Source organism: Pseudomonas sp. fls2-241-R2A-110, assembly GCF_030209165.1.
Lineage (GTDB): Bacteria > Pseudomonadota > Gammaproteobacteria > Pseudomonadales > Pseudomonadaceae > Aquipseudomonas.
This window is the reverse complement of the sequence record NZ_JARVSN010000017.1, coordinates 165937-185120: the sequence shown is the minus strand read 5'-3', so window position 1 is coordinate 185120 and position 19184 is coordinate 165937. Positions and strand designations below refer to the sequence as shown.

19 protein-coding genes and 1 pseudogene are annotated in these 19184 nt (G+C 60.4%); 5 read left to right on the top strand and 15 right to left on the bottom strand.

Annotated elements, in window-relative coordinates:
• Nucleotides 1-95 precede the first annotated feature (95 nt).
• From QRN31_RS13520 to QRN31_RS13510, 3 genes are all read right to left on the bottom strand, one after another.
• Complete coding sequence (locus tag QRN31_RS13520; RefSeq protein ID WP_285432501.1) at nt 96-689, bottom strand: HAD family hydrolase; 594 nt, start codon at nt 687-689, stop codon at nt 96-98.
• Nucleotides 686-1555: an acyl-CoA thioesterase II gene (gene tesB, locus QRN31_RS13515; protein WP_090179593.1), complete on the bottom strand. Its 870-nt coding sequence runs from the start codon at nt 1553-1555 to the stop codon at nt 686-688. Before tesB ends, QRN31_RS13520 begins: the two co-directional genes overlap by 4 nt.
• 105 nt (nt 1556-1660) lie before the next feature.
• Entirely contained in the window at nt 1661-2230 is a 570-nt protein-coding gene (locus tag QRN31_RS13510) for a GNAT family N-acetyltransferase (RefSeq protein WP_285432580.1), read from the bottom strand.
• 88 nt (nt 2231-2318) lie between these two features.
• Between QRN31_RS13510 and QRN31_RS13505 the strand changes: the two genes are divergently transcribed.
• On the top strand, nt 2319-3239 hold the full coding sequence (locus QRN31_RS13505; RefSeq protein WP_285432500.1) for a histone deacetylase family protein: 921 nt from the start codon (nt 2319-2321) through the stop codon (nt 3237-3239).
• Between the two features lie 284 nt (nt 3240-3523).
• Nucleotides 3524-4765: a TIGR03862 family flavoprotein gene (locus tag QRN31_RS13500; protein WP_285432579.1), complete on the top strand. Its 1242-nt coding sequence runs from the start codon at nt 3524-3526 to the stop codon at nt 4763-4765.
• Nucleotides 4766-4890: 125 nt separating this feature from the next.
• Here QRN31_RS13500 and rhlE1 read toward each other — a convergent pair whose 3' ends face one another.
• Together rhlE1 and yedA are read right to left on the bottom strand one after the other, a co-directional pair.
• Nucleotides 4891-6225, bottom strand: coding sequence for an RNA helicase RhlE1 (rhlE1, locus tag QRN31_RS13495; RefSeq protein WP_090179585.1), 1335 nt, complete (start codon nt 6223-6225; stop codon nt 4891-4893).
• Between the two features lie 78 nt (nt 6226-6303).
• On the bottom strand, nt 6304-7230 hold the full coding sequence (yedA, locus tag QRN31_RS13490; protein ID WP_285432499.1) for a drug/metabolite exporter YedA: 927 nt from the start codon (nt 7228-7230) through the stop codon (nt 6304-6306).
• 162 nt (nt 7231-7392) lie between these two features.
• On the opposite strand from yedA, the gene QRN31_RS13485 reads away from it, so the two are divergent.
• Nucleotides 7393-7848: an Lrp/AsnC family transcriptional regulator gene (locus QRN31_RS13485; protein WP_222588574.1), complete on the top strand. Its 456-nt coding sequence runs from the start codon at nt 7393-7395 to the stop codon at nt 7846-7848.
• Between the two features lie 124 nt (nt 7849-7972).
• Here QRN31_RS13485 and QRN31_RS13480 read toward each other — a convergent pair.
• The 5 genes and pseudogenes from QRN31_RS13480 to QRN31_RS13460 all read right to left on the bottom strand — a co-directional run.
• Nucleotides 7973-8152: pseudogene (locus QRN31_RS13480) on the bottom strand (3'-5' exonuclease); the annotation flags it as partial.
• Nucleotides 8153-8232: 80 nt separating this feature from the next.
• Nucleotides 8233-8748, bottom strand: coding sequence for a BRO-N domain-containing protein (locus QRN31_RS13475; RefSeq protein WP_285432498.1), 516 nt, complete (start codon nt 8746-8748; stop codon nt 8233-8235).
• Nucleotides 8749-9211: 463 nt separating this feature from the next.
• Nucleotides 9212-9823, bottom strand: coding sequence for a 3'-5' exonuclease (locus tag QRN31_RS13470; RefSeq protein ID WP_285432497.1), 612 nt, complete (start codon nt 9821-9823; stop codon nt 9212-9214).
• A gap of 22 nt (nt 9824-9845) precedes the next feature.
• Nucleotides 9846-10325 carry a LabA-like NYN domain-containing protein gene (locus QRN31_RS13465; RefSeq protein ID WP_090179562.1) on the bottom strand — a complete coding sequence of 160 codons (480 nt, stop codon included), beginning with the start codon at nt 10323-10325 and terminating at the stop codon, nt 9846-9848.
• A gap of 137 nt (nt 10326-10462) precedes the next feature.
• Nucleotides 10463-11218 (bottom strand): DUF2076 domain-containing protein, encoded by a 756-nt coding sequence (locus QRN31_RS13460; protein WP_285432496.1) that lies wholly within the window; start codon nt 11216-11218, stop codon nt 10463-10465.
• 178 nt (nt 11219-11396) lie between these two features.
• Here QRN31_RS13460 and QRN31_RS13455 point away from each other — a divergent pair, with 178 nt between their 5' ends.
• Nucleotides 11397-12071 carry a YciC family protein gene (locus QRN31_RS13455; protein ID WP_285432495.1) on the top strand — a complete coding sequence of 225 codons (675 nt, stop codon included), beginning with the start codon at nt 11397-11399 and terminating at the stop codon, nt 12069-12071.
• A 66-nt stretch (nt 12072-12137) separates the two neighbouring features.
• Entirely contained in the window at nt 12138-13217 is a 1080-nt protein-coding gene (locus QRN31_RS13450) for an endonuclease/exonuclease/phosphatase family protein (RefSeq protein ID WP_285432494.1), read from the top strand.
• A gap of 7 nt (nt 13218-13224) precedes the next feature.
• On the opposite strand, the gene QRN31_RS13445 is transcribed toward QRN31_RS13450, so the two are convergent.
• From QRN31_RS13445 to QRN31_RS13425, 5 genes are all read right to left on the bottom strand, one after another.
• Nucleotides 13225-14061, bottom strand: coding sequence for an ABC transporter ATP-binding protein (locus QRN31_RS13445; RefSeq protein ID WP_285432493.1), 837 nt, complete (start codon nt 14059-14061; stop codon nt 13225-13227).
• Nucleotides 14049-14852 (bottom strand): ABC transporter permease, encoded by an 804-nt coding sequence (locus QRN31_RS13440; protein ID WP_208671336.1) that lies wholly within the window; start codon nt 14850-14852, stop codon nt 14049-14051. The genes QRN31_RS13445 and QRN31_RS13440 overlap by 13 nt, the downstream gene beginning before the upstream one ends.
• A 9-nt stretch (nt 14853-14861) precedes the next feature.
• Nucleotides 14862-15848 carry an ABC transporter substrate-binding protein gene (locus QRN31_RS13435; RefSeq protein WP_222588580.1) on the bottom strand — a complete coding sequence of 329 codons (987 nt, stop codon included), beginning with the start codon at nt 15846-15848 and terminating at the stop codon, nt 14862-14864.
• A gap of 395 nt (nt 15849-16243) precedes the next feature.
• A complete protein-coding gene (locus QRN31_RS13430; RefSeq protein ID WP_285432492.1) occupies nt 16244-17614 on the bottom strand; it encodes an aspartate aminotransferase family protein in 1371 nt (456 codons plus the stop codon).
• Between the two features lie 36 nt (nt 17615-17650).
• Nucleotides 17651-19141 (bottom strand): aldehyde dehydrogenase, encoded by a 1491-nt coding sequence (locus QRN31_RS13425; RefSeq protein WP_285432578.1) that lies wholly within the window; start codon nt 19139-19141, stop codon nt 17651-17653.
• Nucleotides 19142-19184 lie beyond the last annotated feature (43 nt).

Below are 19184 nucleotides of genomic sequence, written 5' to 3'. Positions count from 1 at the left end.
CCACAGGGTTGTGTGCCGGTCGGATAACTCAGGCATGGCACATAACTGTGGGAGCGGGCTTGCCCGCGATGGTTTCGGATCAGACAACAATTGCATCAAGCCGAAAGCATTTCCCGCAACACCACACAGTCAGCAGCATGCCAATCCGTCAGCTCAGGCCACGGATTATCCGGCAGGTTAACCAGCACCGTCCGCGCCCCCGCCGCCCGGCCGCAATCCAGATCAAACCGGTAATCACCGACCATCACCATCTCGCTCGCCGGCACGTTCCAGGCCTCGGCCAATTTCAGCAGACCACCGGGATGCGGTTTCGGCGGCGCTTCATCACGGCCCAGCACGTCCTCCGCCGCAAAGCAGTCAGCCAGGCCGATCGCCTCCAGCGTCACATGCGCCAGCTCCCGGGCATTGCGCGTGAGAATGCCCAGGCGATAACCGCGTCCGGCCAATTCCCGCACCAGCTCCACCGCGCCGGGCGCCGGTTTCGAACCCAGCGCCAGATCCCGTTCGTGTTCCAGCAGCCAGGCGTGTTTGGCAGCGGCTTCATCGGCCGGCAACGCCGCGAGGTGAGTCAGGATGTCGTCTTCGGCCGGGATCGCCAGCGCCACGCGAATGGCCGCGAAGTCATGCACAGCCACCGTCAGGGTGCCGTCCATGTCGAACACCCAGTGCCGCACCTCGGCCAGGCTCATGCCCAATCCTTGCGATGACGGATCAGCCCTTCCTGAGTGACCGAGGCCACCAGTTGGCCGGCACGGTTGAACACGCTGCCACGGGTGAAGCCTCGCGAATTGCCGGCCCACGGGCTGTCCATCGCGTACAGCAACCAGTCATCGGCGCGCAGGTCAGCATGGAACCACAGCGCGTGATCGAGGCTGGCGACCTGCATGTCTTTCTGCCAGACCGATTTGCCGTGGGGTTGCATCGAGGTGGTCAGCAGACCGAAGTCCGAGGCGTAGGCCAGCAGGTATTTGTGCAGCGCCGGGGAGTCGGCCAAGGCACCGTCGGCGCGAAACCAGACGTACTTGACCGGATCGGACGGTTGCGGGTTGTAGGGGTCTTTCTCGGTGATCGGTCGGAACTCGATCGGTTTGGGGCACAGCAGTTTTTCGCGCATGTGTTCGGGAATCAGGTGCGCACGCTGCTGAGCCAGTTCAAGCTCCGAGGGCAGGTTTTCCGGGCCGACCACAATCGGCATCTCGGCCTGGTGCTCGAAGCCTTTTTCGTCGTACTGGAACGAGGCGCTGCAGGTGAAGATCGGGTTGCCCTTCTGGATCGCCGTCACCCGACGCGTGCTGAAACTGCCGCCGTCACGCACCCGATCAACCTGATAGACCACCGGCAACGCGGAATCGCCGGGACGCAGGAAATAACCGTGCATCGAATGCACATGGCGCGTTTCTTCGACCGTCTGACTAGCGGCCGACAGAGACTGACCGATTACCTGACCACCGAACAATTGACGAAAACCCAGGTCCTGGCTGCGGCCACGAAACAGGTTTTCTTCGATCGGTTCCAGGGTCAGCAAGTCGACCAGATCATCCAACACTTGGCTCATTCAGACTCTCCTCACACAACGCAATGCCGCGCAGTCTTGGCTGCGGCGGTCGATTCAGATTCTGGCCCGGGCCACTAGGCAGCCATTGTAAACGTCCGTGCCCGCTTATCCATGCAAGGTTTGCAGCCATTGTTCACGGGTAATGCGGTAGAGCACATGGTGACGCAGGGGATGATCGGCCGCGAGCCTGGGGTGTTCGAAATCATCGGCTGAATCATGGTGCATGCCGATGGCCTGCATGACTTTTTCAGAAGGCAGGTTGTCTTTGGCGGTAAAGGACACGACCTCGTCCAGTGCCAGACGGTCAAACCCGCAGCGCAGAGCCGTCCATGCTGCTTCACTGGCATAGCCCAGGCCCCAATGCTCGCGCGCCAGGCGCCAGCCGATTTCGGTCGCCGGGGTGAAGGGCGCGTCAAAGCCAACCACGCCGAGGCCGGTAAAACCGATAAAGGCTCCGGTGTCTTTGCGCTCCAATGCCCAAAGGCCGAAACCATGCTCGGCAAAATGCCCGCGAATCCGTCCGATCAGCGAAGCACTTTCCATACGACTCAACGGCGCCGGAAAATAGCGCATCACCTGGGGGTCGGCGCACATTGCCGCAAACTCAGGCAAATCCTCATCGCGCCACTGTCGCAACAGCAGCCGCGCGCTCTCGAGTTCCAGTATCGGCTCCATCATGTCCTCCCCTTTCCATGCCGCAAGTCTACATCGCTGGTAGGATCGTTCCTTCATTCCTGCTTGCCGTACTGAATAAAAGCCCGCCATGTCCCTGCCGCTGATTTACCACGAAGACTACAGCCCCGAATTCCCGGCGGACCACCGCTTCCCCATGGACAAGTTTCGCCTGCTGCGCGATCACCTGGTCGACAGCGGCCTGACCCGGGACGCCGATCTGCTGCGACCGGAACTCTGCCCAGCGGACATTCTCGCCCTGGCCCATGACGCTGCCTATATCGAACGCTACATGAGCGGCGAGTTGTCCCGCGAGGACCAACGGCGACTCGGCCTGCCCTGGAGCGAAGCACTGGCCCGGCGCACGGTGCGAGCGGTGGGCGGCTCACTGCTGGCGGCCGAGCAGGCGCTGGAACATGGGCTGGCCTGTCACTTGGCCGGCGGCACGCATCACGCGCATTACGATTACCCGGCCGGCTTCTGCATCTTCAATGACCTGGCGGTGATCAGCCATTACCTGCTGGAAAGTGGCCGGGTGAACCGGGTGCTGATCTTCGATTGCGACGTGCACCAAGGCGACGGGACTGCACGGATTCTGCACAACACCCCGGACGCGATAACGGTTTCCCTGCACTGCGAAAAGAATTTTCCTGCACGCAAAGCCGAAAGCGACTGGGACATCCCGTTGCCCAAGGGCATGGGCGATGCCGAATACCTGAAAGTGGTGGACGATGCGCTCAACTATTTGCTGCCGCTCTATCAACCCGATCTGGTGTTGTATGACGCGGGCGTCGATGTGCATAAGGACGACGCACTCGGTTACCTGAAGCTGACCGACGAAGGCGTGGCTGCCCGCGATGAAAGCGTGATGCGTCATTGCCTGGGGCGTGATATTCCAGTGGTCGGGGTGATCGGCGGCGGCTACAGCAAGGACCGCCAGGCATTGGCACGCCGTCATGGAATCCTGCATCACAGCGCGCAACGGGTCTGGACGTCATCAGGTTGTCATTGAGCTGTGGGTGCTTTACCCACAATGCCTGTGGAACTGCCTGTGGATAACCTGAGTGAAAGGGTCTGCAGGCCAGGCTTTGTATAGCTCTCAGAATACTGGTTGTTTTTTGATCACACTTTTACAAACACCAAAAAAAACCCTGTGGGAGCGGGCTCGCTCGCGAATGCGGTGTATCAGACAACATTAATATCGACTGACCCACCCTCTTCGCGAGCAAGCCCGCTCCCACAGGGAATGGTGCTGATAGAATGCGCCGCTTATCCAGCCATACCGCAGCGCATTCCATGACCCAGCCCTCGACTCCTCTCTTCCCTCGCGTCGCCATCATCGGCGGCGGCCCCGCCGGTTTGATGGCGGCCGAAGTGTTGAGCCAGGCCGGAATCCGCGTCGACCTGTACGACGGCATGCCTTCGGTGGGACGAAAATTCCTCCTTGCCGGTGTCGGCGGCATGAACATCACTCACTCCGAAGCCTACCCGGCCTTTCTCTCGCGCTACGCCGAACGTGCGCCACAGATTGCGCCGCTGCTGCGGTCCTTCGGCGCCGACGCACTGTGCCAATGGATTCATGACCTGGGCATCGAAACCTTTGTCGGCAGCTCCGGCCGGGTGTTTCCAACCGACATGAAAGCCGCGCCGCTGTTGCGCGCCTGGCTTAAACGCCTGCGCGATGCGGGCGTGGTTATCCACACCCGTCACCGTTGGCTCGGCTGGCATGACAGCGGTGGATTGCGCATCGACAGTCCCGAGGGCGAAAAAATCATCCAGACGGACGCCACGTTGCTGGCCCTTGGTGGCGGCAGCTGGTCGCGCCTTGGTTCGGACGGCGCGTGGATGCTGCCGCTGGAACAACGCGGCGTAGGACTGATGCCTCTGCAACCGAGCAATTGTGGTTTCGAGGTGCAGGCCTGGAGCGAACTGATGGTCAGCAAATTCGCCGGAGCACCGCTGAAAAACATCGCCATCGGCCTCAATGACGACGTGCCACGACTCGGCGAATGTGTGATCACTGCCACGGGGATTGAAGGCAGTTTGATCTACGCCCTGTCAGCACCGATCCGCGAAGCGATCAACCTGCACGGTTCGGCGACAGTCCATCTCGACCTGTTGCCGGGCCGACCTGTGGATAAAGTTCAGGCAGCACTGAGCAAACCCCGTGGCTCACGCTCCATGTCCAAACACCTGCACAGTCAGCTTGGAATTGATGGCGTGAAAGCGGCGCTGTTGCGAGAGCTGACGCCGGCCGACTGCTTCACCGATCCGGCACTGCTGGCCAAAGCAATCAAGTCGTTACCACTGACCCTGGTAAAAACCCGCCCACTGGACGAGGCCATCAGCAGCGCGGGTGGCGTGATGTTCGAGGCGATGGATGAACGCTTGATGCTCAAGCAACTGCCCGGCGTGTTCTGCGCAGGGGAAATGCTCGATTGGGAAGCGCCGACAGGCGGCTATCTGCTGACCGCGTGTTTCGCCAGTGGGCGCGCAGCGGGGTTGGGGATGATCGAATGGTTGAAACACCGAACCTGATCGACTGATCGTTCCCACGCTCTGCGTGGGAATGCATCTTCGGACGCTCCGCGTTCGGCTTTGAAGGGACGCGGAGCGTCCCGGGCTGCATTCCCACGCAGAGCGTGGGAACGATCCTTAAGCGATCAAGGCTTCTTCTTACGCGGCCCAGTGTTGAACACCGGCACTTTGCGCACTGGTTTGATCGAAGGTTCCGGCGCCGAAGCATCGCCACTCTCGACCCACTTACCCAGATTGCGTTTACCGCCACCGGAAGTCTTGGGCTTCTTCGGTTTCTTCGGCTTCTTGACCACCTGACCACTGGCATCGGTGTCCGGCACCCGGTGCTCGGGTTCAAAGTCGTGTTCCATCTGCCGAGGCAGCGTCTGACGGGTCAACGTCTCGATGGCCGACAGCAGATTTACTTCATCGGCGCAGACCAGCGAAATCGCCTGCCCGGTTGCACCCGCACGGCCGGTGCGACCGATGCGGTGGATGTAATCTTCAGCCACGATCGGCAGGTCGAAGTTGACCACCAGCGGCAAATCTTCGATATCCAGACCACGGGCGGCAACGTCGGTAGCCACCAGAATCTGCACTTCACTGGCCTTGAAACGGTCCAGCGCACGCTGACGGGTTGCCTGCGGTTTGTCGCCGTGGATGCCGTCGGCGTTGATGCCCAGCCCCTGGAGTTTTTCCACCAGCGCATCCACACCGTTGCGGGTCTTGGCGAACACCAGCACCTGCTTCCACTTGCCCTTGCGCATCAAGTGGACGAACAGCTCCGGCTTGCGCTTCTTGTCCACCGTCACCACCCACTGCTTGACGGTATTGGCCGCCACGTTGCGCGGGCTGACTTCAATGCTCAGCGGGTCGTTGAGCATTTGTCCGGCCAGGGTGCGGATTGCGTCGGAGAAGGTCGCCGAGAACAACAGCGTCTGGCGTTTCTTCGGCAGCGCCTTGTAAATGTTCCCCAGCTCTTCGGAGAAGCCCAGATCGAGCATGCGATCCGCTTCATCCAGCACCAGGGTTTGCAGCTGGTTGAACTTCAGCGCGTTCTGACGGAACAGGTCGAGCAAGCGACCCGGGGTCGCCACCAGCAGATCGACGCCTTTGCGCAGCTTCATCATCTGCGGGTTGATGCTGACGCCGCCGTATACGGCGTACGTGCTCAGCGGCAGGTTCTCGGCGTATTGACGCACGGCTTCGTGAACCTGTTCGGCCAGCTCGCGGGTTGGCACGAGGATCAGCGCGCGTACCGAGTTGGCGGTGACTTTCGGCCCTTCCATGGCCAGCAATTGCAGCAGCGGCAACGCGAAACCGGCGGTCTTGCCGGTGCCGGTCTGGGCGGCGGCCATCAGGTCGCGACCGGCCAGCACCGCCGGAATGGCTTGCGCCTGAACCGGCGTCGGGGTCTGGTAGCCGAGCGTCTCGAGAGAGCGCAGCAAGGGTTCGATCAGGCCAAGGGAGGCGAAAGTCATGGGAGTACCGTAGGAAAATTCAGCGCGGGTTTTTCAAAACAAGTGTGCAAAACAAGATGCAATGGCGCGCAGTTTACCCTAATTCACACGGGATTCTGTCGGCACCGCTACGGCCGGCTGAACAGGCGCCCTGCGCCACTGCGGCAATCCGATCAACACCACGGCACTGATGATCACCAGCATCGCCAGCCCCTCTTCAATACCGATGGTCTCGCCGACAAACACGATACCCAGCAACACCGCCACCGCCGGATTGACGTAGGCATAACTGGTGGCGGCCGCCGGACGCACGTTTTTCAACAGGTACATGTAAGCGTTGAAGGCGATGATCGAACCGAAGAAAACCAGGTAGGCCAAGGCTGCCCACCCTTCTATTGGTGGCATGGCTTGCAGATGCTCGCCGCTCAGCGCACTGCCGATCAACAACACTACACCGCCGACCAGCATTTCCACGGCACTGGCCATCGCCCCTTGAGGCAACGGCAAGTGTTTGCTCCAGACCGAACCGAACGCCCAGGACGCCGCCGCGAACACCAGCAACAGCGCACCCAACGGGCTCGATTGCAGGTTCGAACCCAGATTGAGCATGGCGATGCCAATCAGCCCCAGCACAATCCCGGCCCATTCGAGACGGGTATTGCGCGCGCCCCAGAAATAGCCGCAGAGCAAGGTAAACAGCGGCACCGTCGCCACCGCCAACGCCGCAACCCCCGAAGCGACGCCCATGTGTTCCGCCACGCTGACCCCGCCGTTACCGCAAGCCAGCAGCAAGATTCCGATGATCCCGGCAGCCTTCCACTGCGCCCAGGTCGGTGCCGGCGCCCCGCGCCAGCGCAGGAACGCATACATCAACGTCCCGGCGATCACAAAGCGGATACCGGCGAGCAGCAGCGGCGGCCAATATTCGACGCCAATGCGAATCACCAGGTAAGTCGAACCCCAAATCACGTACAACGCGAAAAAGGCAGCGATCAGCGGAAAGGGAAAACGACGTAAGCCAGGCATGGGCAGCTCGATGACAAGACAAGGTGAACGGCTATTCTAGAAAGGCTAACGGCGAAAAATAAGTTACAAAACCTGTTTATAGCGTCGGTACACTTTTCAAAACACGGAGATCAGCGCTATAAACCGTGTTTTCGAAAGTCAGGCATTTTCAGGAATACGATGATGGACAAATACGACCGCATGCTGCTCGGCGCCCTGCTGGAAAACGGTCGTGCGTCCTACGCCGACCTGGCGCGCAAAGTGAATCTCTCCGCCCCGGCCGTGGCCGAGCGTGTGGCTAAACTCGAAGCCAGCGGGGTGATCACCGGATACCAGGCGAAAGTCGACATGGCCAAGCTGGGATTGCCGATTCAGTGCGTGATCGAACTGCGCCTGAACCAGCACGGCAACCAAAAGGCCTACGACGACCTGATCAAAATCCCGCAACTAACGGAATGCCACCGGGTGACCGGTGATCCGTGCGTAATCATGCAAGCGGCGGTGGGTTCGATGCCGGAGCTGGAGGAGTTGATTAACCGGATCGCCAAATTCGGCTTCAGCAAGACCTCGATTGTGCTGTCGAGCGCCATCGAAAAGCGCGTGCCGCTGGGGCAGTTGGAAGGGAATGGAAAGCTCTGATACGCCACATACCCTGTGGGAGCGAGCCTGCTCGCGATAGCGGAGTGTCAGTCGACATCAATATTGAATGATAAATAGCTATCGCGAGCAGGCTCGCTCCCACAGGGGATTTGTGGTGTGTCAGTCAGAACCCGCGATGGCGCTTGAGATGTTCATTGATCTTCGCCGCCGGCACTTTCTGCAAACTCACCAGCAGATCATGGGACAACTCGCGCAAGCCATGCTTTTGCCGCAGCTCTTGCGCCAGGTGCGCAGTCAGGTTGGCCGCCATCTCGGCATCGGCCATGGCCCGGTGAGCCTTGCCAACAACCCGTTCCCACTGGTGTTACCTCATTCCTGTGGGAGCGGCGGTGCGACGATTCGACTTGCCCGCGAAGCGATCGGTCAGACGCCGCTGTAACTTGCAGGCAACAAACCCGGCATATCCCGCAGGCGCACCCAAGGTTCCTTGCGCCAATGCAGCAGCCGCAGCGTCCCGCCCGCCCATTCCATCGCCCGCATATGCGGCGCTTGATTCGAAATGGTCCCCGCTTCCTCCCGCAACATCGGCACCACGTCGTGTGTCAGCCAACGCCGTAAATGGCGGTTTTCCGGGCAATAGTGATACACCAGCATCGCGTATACGCCTGATTCACTCAGCATCAAGGTCTCTCGGAGACCATCATTTCCGGACAGACACATCAGTTGCTTCTGATCCGCATCAAGCTTGAGCACTTGCCTTCCATTTATGTCCACACCCATCAATCGACCTATATCGTGGGCGCAGAACCAGGGCTCTGCATGCAGCAACAGTGCGCGCAGCTGGATGTGGTGACGGATGAATGTTTTGGGGGTGAAGTGAGCTGCGCTCATAATCGATTGCGCAGAATCTTCAGGAGGGTTGGGGGTAACTTTGATCATGGCGAATCTCCTAAGAATGTCGGAGCTGCCAGCATCACTTGCAGATGATGGGTGGCAGCTATGTGCGGGTCTGCAAGACCGAGTAGGAGACCACCCCGGCAGACCCGAAGGTCTCCCGCACACAGCTACCATAAAATCGATGGTCGCTCATTAAAGCGACGCGATTATAGGTGCGCCGGTGGTCTCATAACAAACTGTCGGCGGGCTTGCAGACCCGGTCGCTGAATTGGCAGCGACAGCAAAAGGTTATCGATGCCACAGATGAGGAGCAAGACAGACATTCCCTAAAATTCGGTAGGACCGATCATCGAATCGGAGGCGTCGTTAAACACGAATCTAACGGCGCAGGAGATCCAATGTGGGAGCGAGCTTGCTCGCGAAAGCGGAGTGTCAGTCAACATCAATACTGAATGATGAATCGCTTTCGCGAGCAAGCCCGCTCCCACAGGTTTTTGCAGTGTTTTTAGAACCCGCGATGGCGCTTGAGATGCTCATTGATCTTCGCCGCCGGCACTTTCTGCAAACTCACCAGCAGATCATGGGACAACTCGCGCAAGCCATGCTTTTGCCGCAGCTCTTGCGCCAGGTGCGCAGTCAGGTTGGCCGCCATCTCGGCATCGGCCATGGCCCGGTGAGCCTTGCCGGTGTCGGGCAGGCTGGCGAAGGTGGTGAGGGTGCCAAGTTTGTGGTTCGGTGCGGCGGGCATCAGGCGTCGGGCGAGCAACAGCGAGCAGGCAAAGTTCTGCAAGCGGGTGCGTTTGATCCGTCCCAGCTCGAAGTCCCAGAACTTCTGGTCGAATGCCGCGTTGTGCGCCAGCAGTGGCGTGATGCCAACGAACTCGTTGACCTCGTTCATCACCTGCTCGGCCGACGGCGCGGTGCGCAGCATGGCGTTGCTGATGCCGGTGAGTTGTTCGATGAAGCCCGGCACGCGCACGCCAGCGTTCATCAGGCTTTGGTAACGGTCGACGATGCGCCCCTGCTCAAGGATCACCACGGCAATTTCCGTGGCCCGGCAACTGCTGCTCGGGGAGATCCCGGTGGTTTCAAAGTCGATGACTGCTATGCGTTCCAAACCTGTTTCAGCTCCGTAAAAATCAATTCTTGAGCAGCAACGCGCCTTCGATCGGCACGTAGCGGCTGGCGGCGCGGATCAGCGAGTTGGCGGTCAGGCCCGGTACGCCGTAGGCCACCGCTTGCACGCCGTGCTTGTTGATGATGCGCTCCAGCAGCATGTCGAAATCGCCGTCGCCGGATGCCAGGACCACTTCATCGACGTGATCGGCCGCGTCCATGATGTCGAGGGTGATGCCCACGTCCCAGTCGCCCTTGGCCGAACCGTCACTGCGCTGGATATAGGGTTTGAGTTTCACAATGAAACCGAGGTTGCGCAGGATTTGCTGGAATTGCTGTTGTTTGCTGTCGCCACGATCGATGGCGTAGGCATACGCTTCGACGATCTCGCCCTGTTTGCTGATATCAGCCCACAAAGCGGCGTAGTTGAAGTGGCAACCATAGGCCTGGCGCACGGTGTAATAGAGGTTTTGAACATCGGCGAACACTGCGATTTTTTTCACCGGTCATCCTCATTTGCGCGCCAAAGCGCGGGCAGGATCGGGCGCAAGGCCCGAAAAGTTGCCCAGTATGCCAGCCTGAAGGATTGTTCCGCGAATAATCGGCCCGAAGCGCCGTAGCGCTCCGGACGAATGGCACATCAGACGAAGGAATCGTCGTCGTTGTCAAAGAACGATGAGCTGTCATCGCTGTAGTCGGCGTCGCTGAAGCCGCCCTGGTCGTTGCCGTTGTCGGCCACGCGCTGGTCGTCGCCCCAGCCGTTGTCACCGCTTTTATCGGCAACCTGGGCCGGTTCTTCCTTGATGACTTCAACCACTTCCGGTTGCTGGTTGTGGTGAAACAGGCTGCTGATGCCTTCTGCCAGCATGACACCACCGGCCACACCGGCCGCGGTTTTCAACGCGCCGCCGAGGAAACCGCTGCCAATCGGTTGTTGCGGTTGTGCGTAGTTCTGCTGTGGCGGTGCGGCACCGTAGTTCTGCTGTGGCGGCTGCGAATTGAATGACGGCCGCGCGGGTTCACGCCATCCGCCCGTGGAAGGCGGCGCACTCTGGGTCGGCGCGGGTTGTGGCTCGCGGGAGCTTCCACCAAAGATGCTCGATAAAAAGCCACCGCTGGCCGGTGCTGGCGCCGGTGCCTGCGCCTTGGCTGCTTGCAGTTCGGCCTGCAATTGCTGCACTTGCTGGGTCAATTGCTTGTTCTGTTCGTCGAGGCTTTTGATGGCCGCCTCTTGAACCAGAATCGCCTGGGTCATGAAATAGCCTGCCGCGGGTTGGCGAGTCAGGTGTTCCTTGATCCGCGCCTCAGCCTGGGCGTCGCGCGGGGCTGAGTCCGTTTCGGCCTGTTGCAGCCGGGAAAACAGTCCATCGATCAGGGTTTGTTCTTCGCTGTTCATGGCGACCTCGTAGATTGCCGGAGAAATCGTTGCTCTTTTCCAAAGAGGATAAGGTGCCCAACCTTAATGGAGGCTGAAACAAGTTGTTTCAATAGTCTTTACCGAACGTTTACGTTTGCTTGCGACAGCGCATCATCGGTTAAAGTGGGCCATTGCTTTCAACCTGCGATACCGACTGATGAATCCGTTCGACGTACTGCGTGACTCTTTGTATTTCTTCAAGCGCAATCTGGGCCAGATTGTGCAGCTGTGCCTGCCGCTGGTGATCATCGAGGCATTGCTGCAACAAGTGGTCGACCACTCCACCCAGCCGGACGGCTTCCCCGGTATGAGTGTGCTGGTCGGCCTGCTGGTGTATCCGCTGTACACCGCCGCGCTGATCCTGTTTCTCGATGCCCGCAGTCGTGGCGAATCGCCGACCACCCGCGAGCTGCTGTCGAGGTCGGCCTATCTTTGGCCGCGCTTCGCCCTGCTCACGGGCCTCAATACGTTGCTGATCCTGGTGGGCCTGTCGCTGTATTTCCTGCCGGGTATCTGGCTGATGGTGACGCTGGCCTTCGGCGAATACCTGCTGGTACTCAGAGGCCTGTCCCCGCTGGCCGCGATGAAAGAAAGCCTGCGCCTGACCCGCGGCCATTTCATGCGGATCCTGGTGTGCATATTGTGTGTGATGGGCCCGTTGTGGGTGCTCAAGGGAGCCACCCTGGCGGTCTATCCCGACCCGCAGAACCCGGTGATTTCACTGTTGATCGACAGCGCTCACAGCTTCCTGCAATTGTTCACCAGCGTGGTGCTGTTTCGTCTGTTCATGCTCATCGGCGATGTGCCCGAGAAAATTGACGGACCACGCTGACCGTGGGCTTAAACCCGACGGTCGGTTATGCTCGGGCCCATCTTTTGTAACGCTATAAGCCGAGCCATGACCCGTCTACTGCGCTACACCCTGCTGGCCCTGTTGATCGTGACCGGCCTGATTGCCCTGCTGATCTACAGCCTGACCTGGCGCCCACAGGCCAGGGAAGTTTTGCCGGTGAGCTGCAACGCTCAGGCACCGACGCTGGTGCCCGGGCAGGCATTGAAAGTGATGACCTGGAACGTCCAGTACCTGGCGGGTAAACGCTATGTTTTCTGGAATGACCTGGCCGCCGGCAACGACGAAAAACCTACTCTCGAAGACATGGCGTTCAGCCTCGATGAAGTGGCGCGGGTGATTCGCGACGAGCAACCCGATGTCGTCCTGTTGCAGGAACTGGATGACGGCGCCAAGGCCAGCGATTACCAGAATCAGTTCAAGTTGCTCCAGGAACGCCTCGCCGACCTCTATCCGTGCAGCGCCCGCGCCTTCGACTGGAAAGCCGACTTCGTACCTGAGCCGCACATCTTCGGCAGCGTCGGCCGGCAACTCGCCACCCTCAGCCGCTTCCAGATCGAACACGCCGAACGCCTGCAGTTGCCGGTCGCGCCGGCTAACTTCATCAGTCGTCAGTTCAAACCGAAAAACGCTTTGCTGGTGGCTTATATGCCGTTGAGCGACGGCGGTCAGATGGCGCTGCTCAACACTCATCTGGACCGCGTCGTCCAGCCCGACGACACCTTGCAGGCGCAAGTGACCGCCGTGGCCAAAGTGCTCGACAAGTACGAAAGCCGCGGCACGCCGTGGTTGATCGGTGGTGATTTCAACCTATTGCCACTGGGCCAGTATCGACGCCTGCCCGATGAACAACGCACGCCCTACTCCGCCGACAGCGCCTTGCATGTGCTGTGGGACAAATACCCGATGATCCCGACCAACAACGAAGCCAGCGGCGTCGACCGGGCGCACTGGCTGACCCACTACCCGAATGATCCGGGTTTGAACGGCCCCGACCGGACGGTCGACTACCTGTTCTACAGTCCGCGGATCAAACGGGTCGAGGCGATGGTGAGGCAGGACGATACGTTGCGTATCTCCGATCATTTGCCGGTGATTGCGCGGTTCCTGTTGCCGCCGGCCCCGTAGAACCGGATCAATGCACCTCCTCCAAATCGTCATGCAGCAACCCGAAGATCCTGCGTTTCATGTCGATGAACGAGCGCTCCATGACCATGTCCAGCGTCCGTGGGCGTTCGATCGGCACGTCCAGGATCTGCTTGATCCGCCCAGGCCTGGCGCCCATCACGTAGACCCGATCGCCCAGCAGAATCGCTTCGTCGATGTCGTGGGTCACGAACAGTACGGTCTTCTTGCTGTTGCCCCAGACCCGTAGCAGCAGCTGTTGCATTTGCAGGCGCGTCTGGCTGTCGAGCGCACCGAACGGTTCGTCCATCAGCAGGATTTGCGGGTCGTTGGCCAGCGCCCGGGCAATCGCCACACGCTGCATCATGCCGCCGGACAACTGCTTGGCGTAGTTGTCGGCGAATCCCGTCAGGCCCACTTCATTGACGTAATAGTCGACGATTTCCTTGCGCTGGGCCGATGCCATGCCGCGCCGCTTGAGACCGAACTCGACGTTCTGGCGCACGGTCAGCCACGGGAACAGCGTGTAGCTCTGGAACACCATGCCGCGATCCGCACCCGGCCCTTGCACCTGCTGGCCACCGACGTAGATCTCACCTTCGGTCGGCTCATTCAGGCCCGCCGTGAGGTACAGCAAACTCGACTTGCCGCAGCCCGACGGACCGACCAGCACGGCAAACTGTTGATCCGGCACTTCAAACGACACCTGTTCCAGCGCGGTGAACATGCCGCCGTCAGGTTTCTGATAACGCAGGCTGACTTTGTCCACTTGCAGTCGTGGCGCAGCCTGCACCGGGGCGGCCGTCGGTGTGACGAAACGAGGGTTTACGGCGCTTACTGAGCCCATGCGGCGATCCTCAGACGAAGGAAACGGAACAGTTGATCGGTGACCAGGCCCAGCAGGCCGATGATCGCGATAGCGAGGAAAATCACATCCACTTGAAAGCCGCGCATGGCTTTAAGGCTCAGGTAGCCCAGACCGCTGGAGGCTGCGACCAGCTCGGCGACCACCAGGTACGTCCAGGCCCAGCCCATGGTCACGCGCAAGGTGTCGAGCACACCCGGCAACGATGCCGGGGCGATCACATGCAGCACCGCGTCGCGACGATTCGAACCCAGGGTGTATGAGGCGTTGATCAAGTCCTTGGAGATGCCCTTGGACACGTCCGCGATCATCACCAGTTGCTGGAAGAACACGCCGAAAATAATCACCGAGACCCGCTGCTCCAGACCGATGCCGATCCACAGGATGAACAGCGGCACGAACGAGGTCACCGGCAGGTAGCGGATGAAATTGACCATCGGTTCGAGGAACGCCTGGACGATCCGAAAGCTGCCCATCAACAGTCCCAGCGGCACCGCCACCAGGGACGAGACGATGAAACCGACCATCACCACTTCGACGCTGGCCCACACGTGCTGGCCGAGCGTTCCGTCTCGGCTCAGGCGCACGGCCGCCTCCACCACCGCACCCGGTGTCGGCAGGAACATGCCCGGCACCACGCCGCCGTAAGACAACCCGGCCCACAGACCGATCAACAACACCCAGGCCAGACCGCTCGCGCTCCAGATCACCTGCACCGGCAAGCCGGTCTTGGGCGTGATGCAGCGGCTCAGCCATGAATTGCGCTTGAACATGCGAACCTCCTACAGCGGGCTGACGAAGCGGTTGTCGATCAGGTCGTCATTGCTGACGTTGTAGGGTTTGCCCTGCAATTCGCTGGCGGTCTCGTTGGCCAGTTTGATCAGCGGTTCGCTGTCGCCCGGTTTGCCTGGCGAGCCCAGGAGTTTCTCGCTCATGGCCTGATCGTAGAAGCGCACGCCATGCGCGGCGGCTTCCAGCTCCTTCGGATCGGCAAGGTAACCGCCAACGCCCTTGGCCATGATTTTGTAGGCTTCCTGCGGATGTTCCTGGGTGTATTTCACGGCTTTGTAGAGGCCGGCAACCAGCGCCTTGACGTCTTCCGGCTGCTTTTCAATAACCGTGCAGTTGAGTGCAACCACGTCGACAATCACACCCGGCGTGCTGCTGCTGTCGATCAGCACCTTGCCTTGCTGTTTGCTGCGCACCATCGACAGGTGCGGCTCCCACGTCACGGCGGCGGGTACGCGACCGGCGATGAACGCGGTGGCGGCATCGTCCGCCGTCATGTTCTGCACGGTGATGTCACTCATGCTCATGCCGTGTTTTTTCAGCAGGTAGGACAACCAGAACTGCGAGGTCGACCCTTCGTTCACCGCGACGGCTTTGCCTTTGAGCTCCTGCAGACTCTTGACGTCCTTGCCCACCAGCACACCGTCGCCACCATGACTGTCATCCAGTGCGGCTACCGCCTTGAAGCAGAATTGCGGACGGTATTTGAGCACCTCGTCGATGGTCGACGCCGAGCCCGACAACTCGCCCGAGGCTTGGGCGGCCATGTACATCGACGCCTCTTCGACGACAGGCAATTCGACGGTCAATCCGTTTTCCTTGAAGTAGCCCAGGTCCTGAGCCAGGTAGAGCGTGCCGTAGCCGACCCACGTGGTATGGCCGATGGACAAGGTGCCGGCCTGGGCGCTGGTGGCGACCGTCGCGGCGATGGCGGTGACCGCCAGTGGATGAGCGAAACGGGTAAACAAGGACTTGATCATGGAGCACTCCCAAAGCTGTTGATTTAGTTTTGTCATGGGCAGTACGGCCAGGAGCCTTGGGTGAGCTGTCACGGGTGGTCTCTGGTGGACCTTCGGGTGGGCAGCGTTCGGCTGACTGGCGAAGTCGATGTTGGACCAAGGCCGGGAATAGGAAAATCAGGAAATATGTCGTTGGGAATGATGAAAAAACTGGGTAGTGCGCACTGCAAATGAGCACGGTTTGCGGGGGTGCACGGGGTGGGTGCAAAACAGACAGAAAGGAAGTTATTTGCGCAAATGATCGTTCCCACGCTCTGCGTGGGAATGCCTCCAGTGACGCTCTGCGTCACATCACAGGGACGCGGAGCGTCCCGGGCTGCATTCCCACGCGGGAGCGTGGGAACGATCAGTGGATATTAGAGACGGCCGTATTCCTGCGCCGTACGATCTACCGCTTTCAGGGTTTTGCCGACCAGTTCATCAACCTCTTCACGACTGGCAATCAGCGCTGGCGCCATGATCATCCGCCCCAGGGTCGAGCGAATGATCACGCCCTCCTCAAAGCCGATCGTGCGGCAGCGCCAGGCAATATCATTCTCGTTGGCAAAGCGCTTGCGACTGCTCTTGTCCTCGGCCAACTGCAACGCCGCGACCATGCCGACACCCTGGATATCGCCCACCAACGGGTGATTGCCGAACACCTCGCGCAAGCACTGTTGCAGGTACGGTCCGATGTCATCCTTGACCCGCGTCACCACGCCTTCATCGCGCAACGCCGTGAGGTTGGCAATCGCCACCGCCGCCGCCACCGGGTGACCGGAGTAGGTCAACCCGTGGGCAAACACCCCGCCCTGCTCCACCAGCACCTGGGCCATTTTCTTCGACAGAATCAGCCCGCCCATGGGGATGTAGCCGGAGGTCAAACCCTTGGCAATCGACAGCGTGTCCGGCTCAAAACCGAAGTGCTCGTGGGCGAACCATTCGCCGGTGCGACCGAAGCCGCCGATCACTTCGTCGGCGCACAACAGCACGTCGTACTTGCGGCAGATCCGCTGGATTTCCGGCCAGTAACTCTCGGGCGGAAAGATCATCCCGCCCGCGCCCTGGAACGGTTCGGCGATAAACCCGGCGACTTTGTCCGCGCCCAGTTCGAGAATCTTCGCTTCCAGTTGCTGCGCCGCCCGCAGACCGAATTCGGCAGGGGTCAGGTTGCCCTCGTGAGCGAAGAAGTACGGCTCGTCGATGTGTTCGATGTCGGGCAGCATGCCGCCCATTTCGTGCATGAACTTCATGCCCCCAAGCGCCGTCGCCGCCAGCGTCGAGCCGTGGTAACCGTTCCAGCGACCGATCATGACTTTCTTCTCGGGCTTGCCGAGAATCGTCCAGTAACGGCGTACCGTGCGGATCAGTACCTCGTTGGCTTCGGAGCCGGAGTTGGTGTAGATCGCGTGGCTGTAGTGCCCCGGCAACAGGCTGAACAGCAGCTCCGAGAGCTCGATGACCTGCGGGTGGGTGGTGTGGAAAAACATGTTGTAGTACGGCAATTGTTCAAGCTGTTTGGTCGCAGCGGCAGCCAGGTCCTTGCGTCCATAACCGAGGTTGGTGCACCACAGCCCGGACATGCCGTCGAGGTAACGCCGCCCATCGTTGTCCCACAGGTGCAGGCGCTCACCCCGGACCATCACCCGTGGCCCTTCGTCGTTGAGCGCTTTTTGATCGACGAATGCGTGGATGTGGTGCGCAGCGTCGGCGGCCTGGTAGTCGCGGGTTTCACGTGGTGTGGTCATCGCCAGTTCTCCGTTTCTTGTTGTTAGCGGCTGTTGTTAGCGCAATTGAAACCAGGTGGTCTTCAACTGGGTGTATTTATCGAATGAGTGCAGCGACAGGTCACGGCCGAAACCGGACTGCTTGCCGCCACCGAACGGCACGGTCACGTCCAGCGCATCGACGCTGTTGACCGACACGGTGCCCGCGCGCAATTGCCGCGCAACGCGGTGGGCGCGATTGAGGTCGTCGGTCCACAGCGAGGCAGCCAGACCGTAAACGCTGTCATTGGCCAGTTGCAAGGCGTGTGCCTCGTCCTCGAACGCCGTGACGGCCAGCACCGGGCCGAACACTTCATCGCGAAACAGCGGCATGTCCGGGGTTACGTGGGTGAAAATCGTTGGCTGAATGAAGTTGTCGGAGCCATTGAATATCGACTGCCGACCGCCACACACCCTGGTCGCGCCTTGGCGCTCTGCCTGCTCGATGAACGTCATGATGCGCGCGGTCTGGCGGCTATCGACAATCGCCCCGGCGCTGCTCGACGGGTCCAGCGGATCACCCGGCTGCCAGCGTTGGGCCTGTGCCTTGAGGCGCTCGACAAACTCATCATGAATCGAACGCTGCACCAGCAACCGCGAGTTGGCCGAGCAGACTTCACCCTGATTGAAGAAAATCCCGAACGCGGCTTTCTCGGCGGCAAGGTCCAGGTCCTGGCAATCGGCGAACACCAGATTGGCGCTCTTGCCGCCGCACTCCAGCCACACCTGTTTGAGGTTCGACTGCGCGGAATACTGCATGAAATATTTGCCGACTTCGGTGGACCCGGTGAACACCAGGCAATCGATGTCCGGGTGCAAACCAAGCGCTTTGCCGGTTTGCTCGCCCAGGCCCGGCAACACGTTCAGCACACCCGCTGGCAGGCCGGCTTCCAGCGCCAGCTCAGCCAGACGCAGGGCGGAAAACGGTGATTGCTCGGCGGGTTTGAGGATCACCGAATTGCCCGCCGCCAGCGCTGGCGCGAGTTTCCACGCCGCCATGTCCAGGGGGAAATTCCATGGCACCACGGCAGCGACCACGCCCAGCGCTTCACGCGTGATGGTCGCCAGTACGTTCTGCGCGCTCGGGGCGATCTGGTCGTAGAGTTTGTCGAGGCTTTCGGCGTACCAGCGAAACACCCCGGCCGCACCCGGCACGTCGATGTTGTAGGCATCCATCACCGGTTTGCCCATGTTCAGCGAATCGAGCAGCGCCAGTTCCTCACGGTGAGCCATGATCAGATCAGCCAGACGCAGCAGCACTTGCTTGCGCTCAGCCGGCGAGCGCGCCGACCAGGTGCCAGCCTCGAACACCTGCCGCGCATTGCGCACCGCCACATCCACGTCTTCTTCACCGCACGCGGTGACGTTGGCCAGGCACTGGCCGGTGGCGGGATTGATTACCGCGAAAGTCTGCCCCGACAGCGCCGAACGGGATTTACCGTCGATCACAGCCAGGTCGGGAAACCGCAGTGCAGCGGCCTTGTTTTGCCAGTATGCAAGCTCGAACACGTTCAGATGCTCCATGGGCTTTTCTTGTGAATTGGATGGTCGC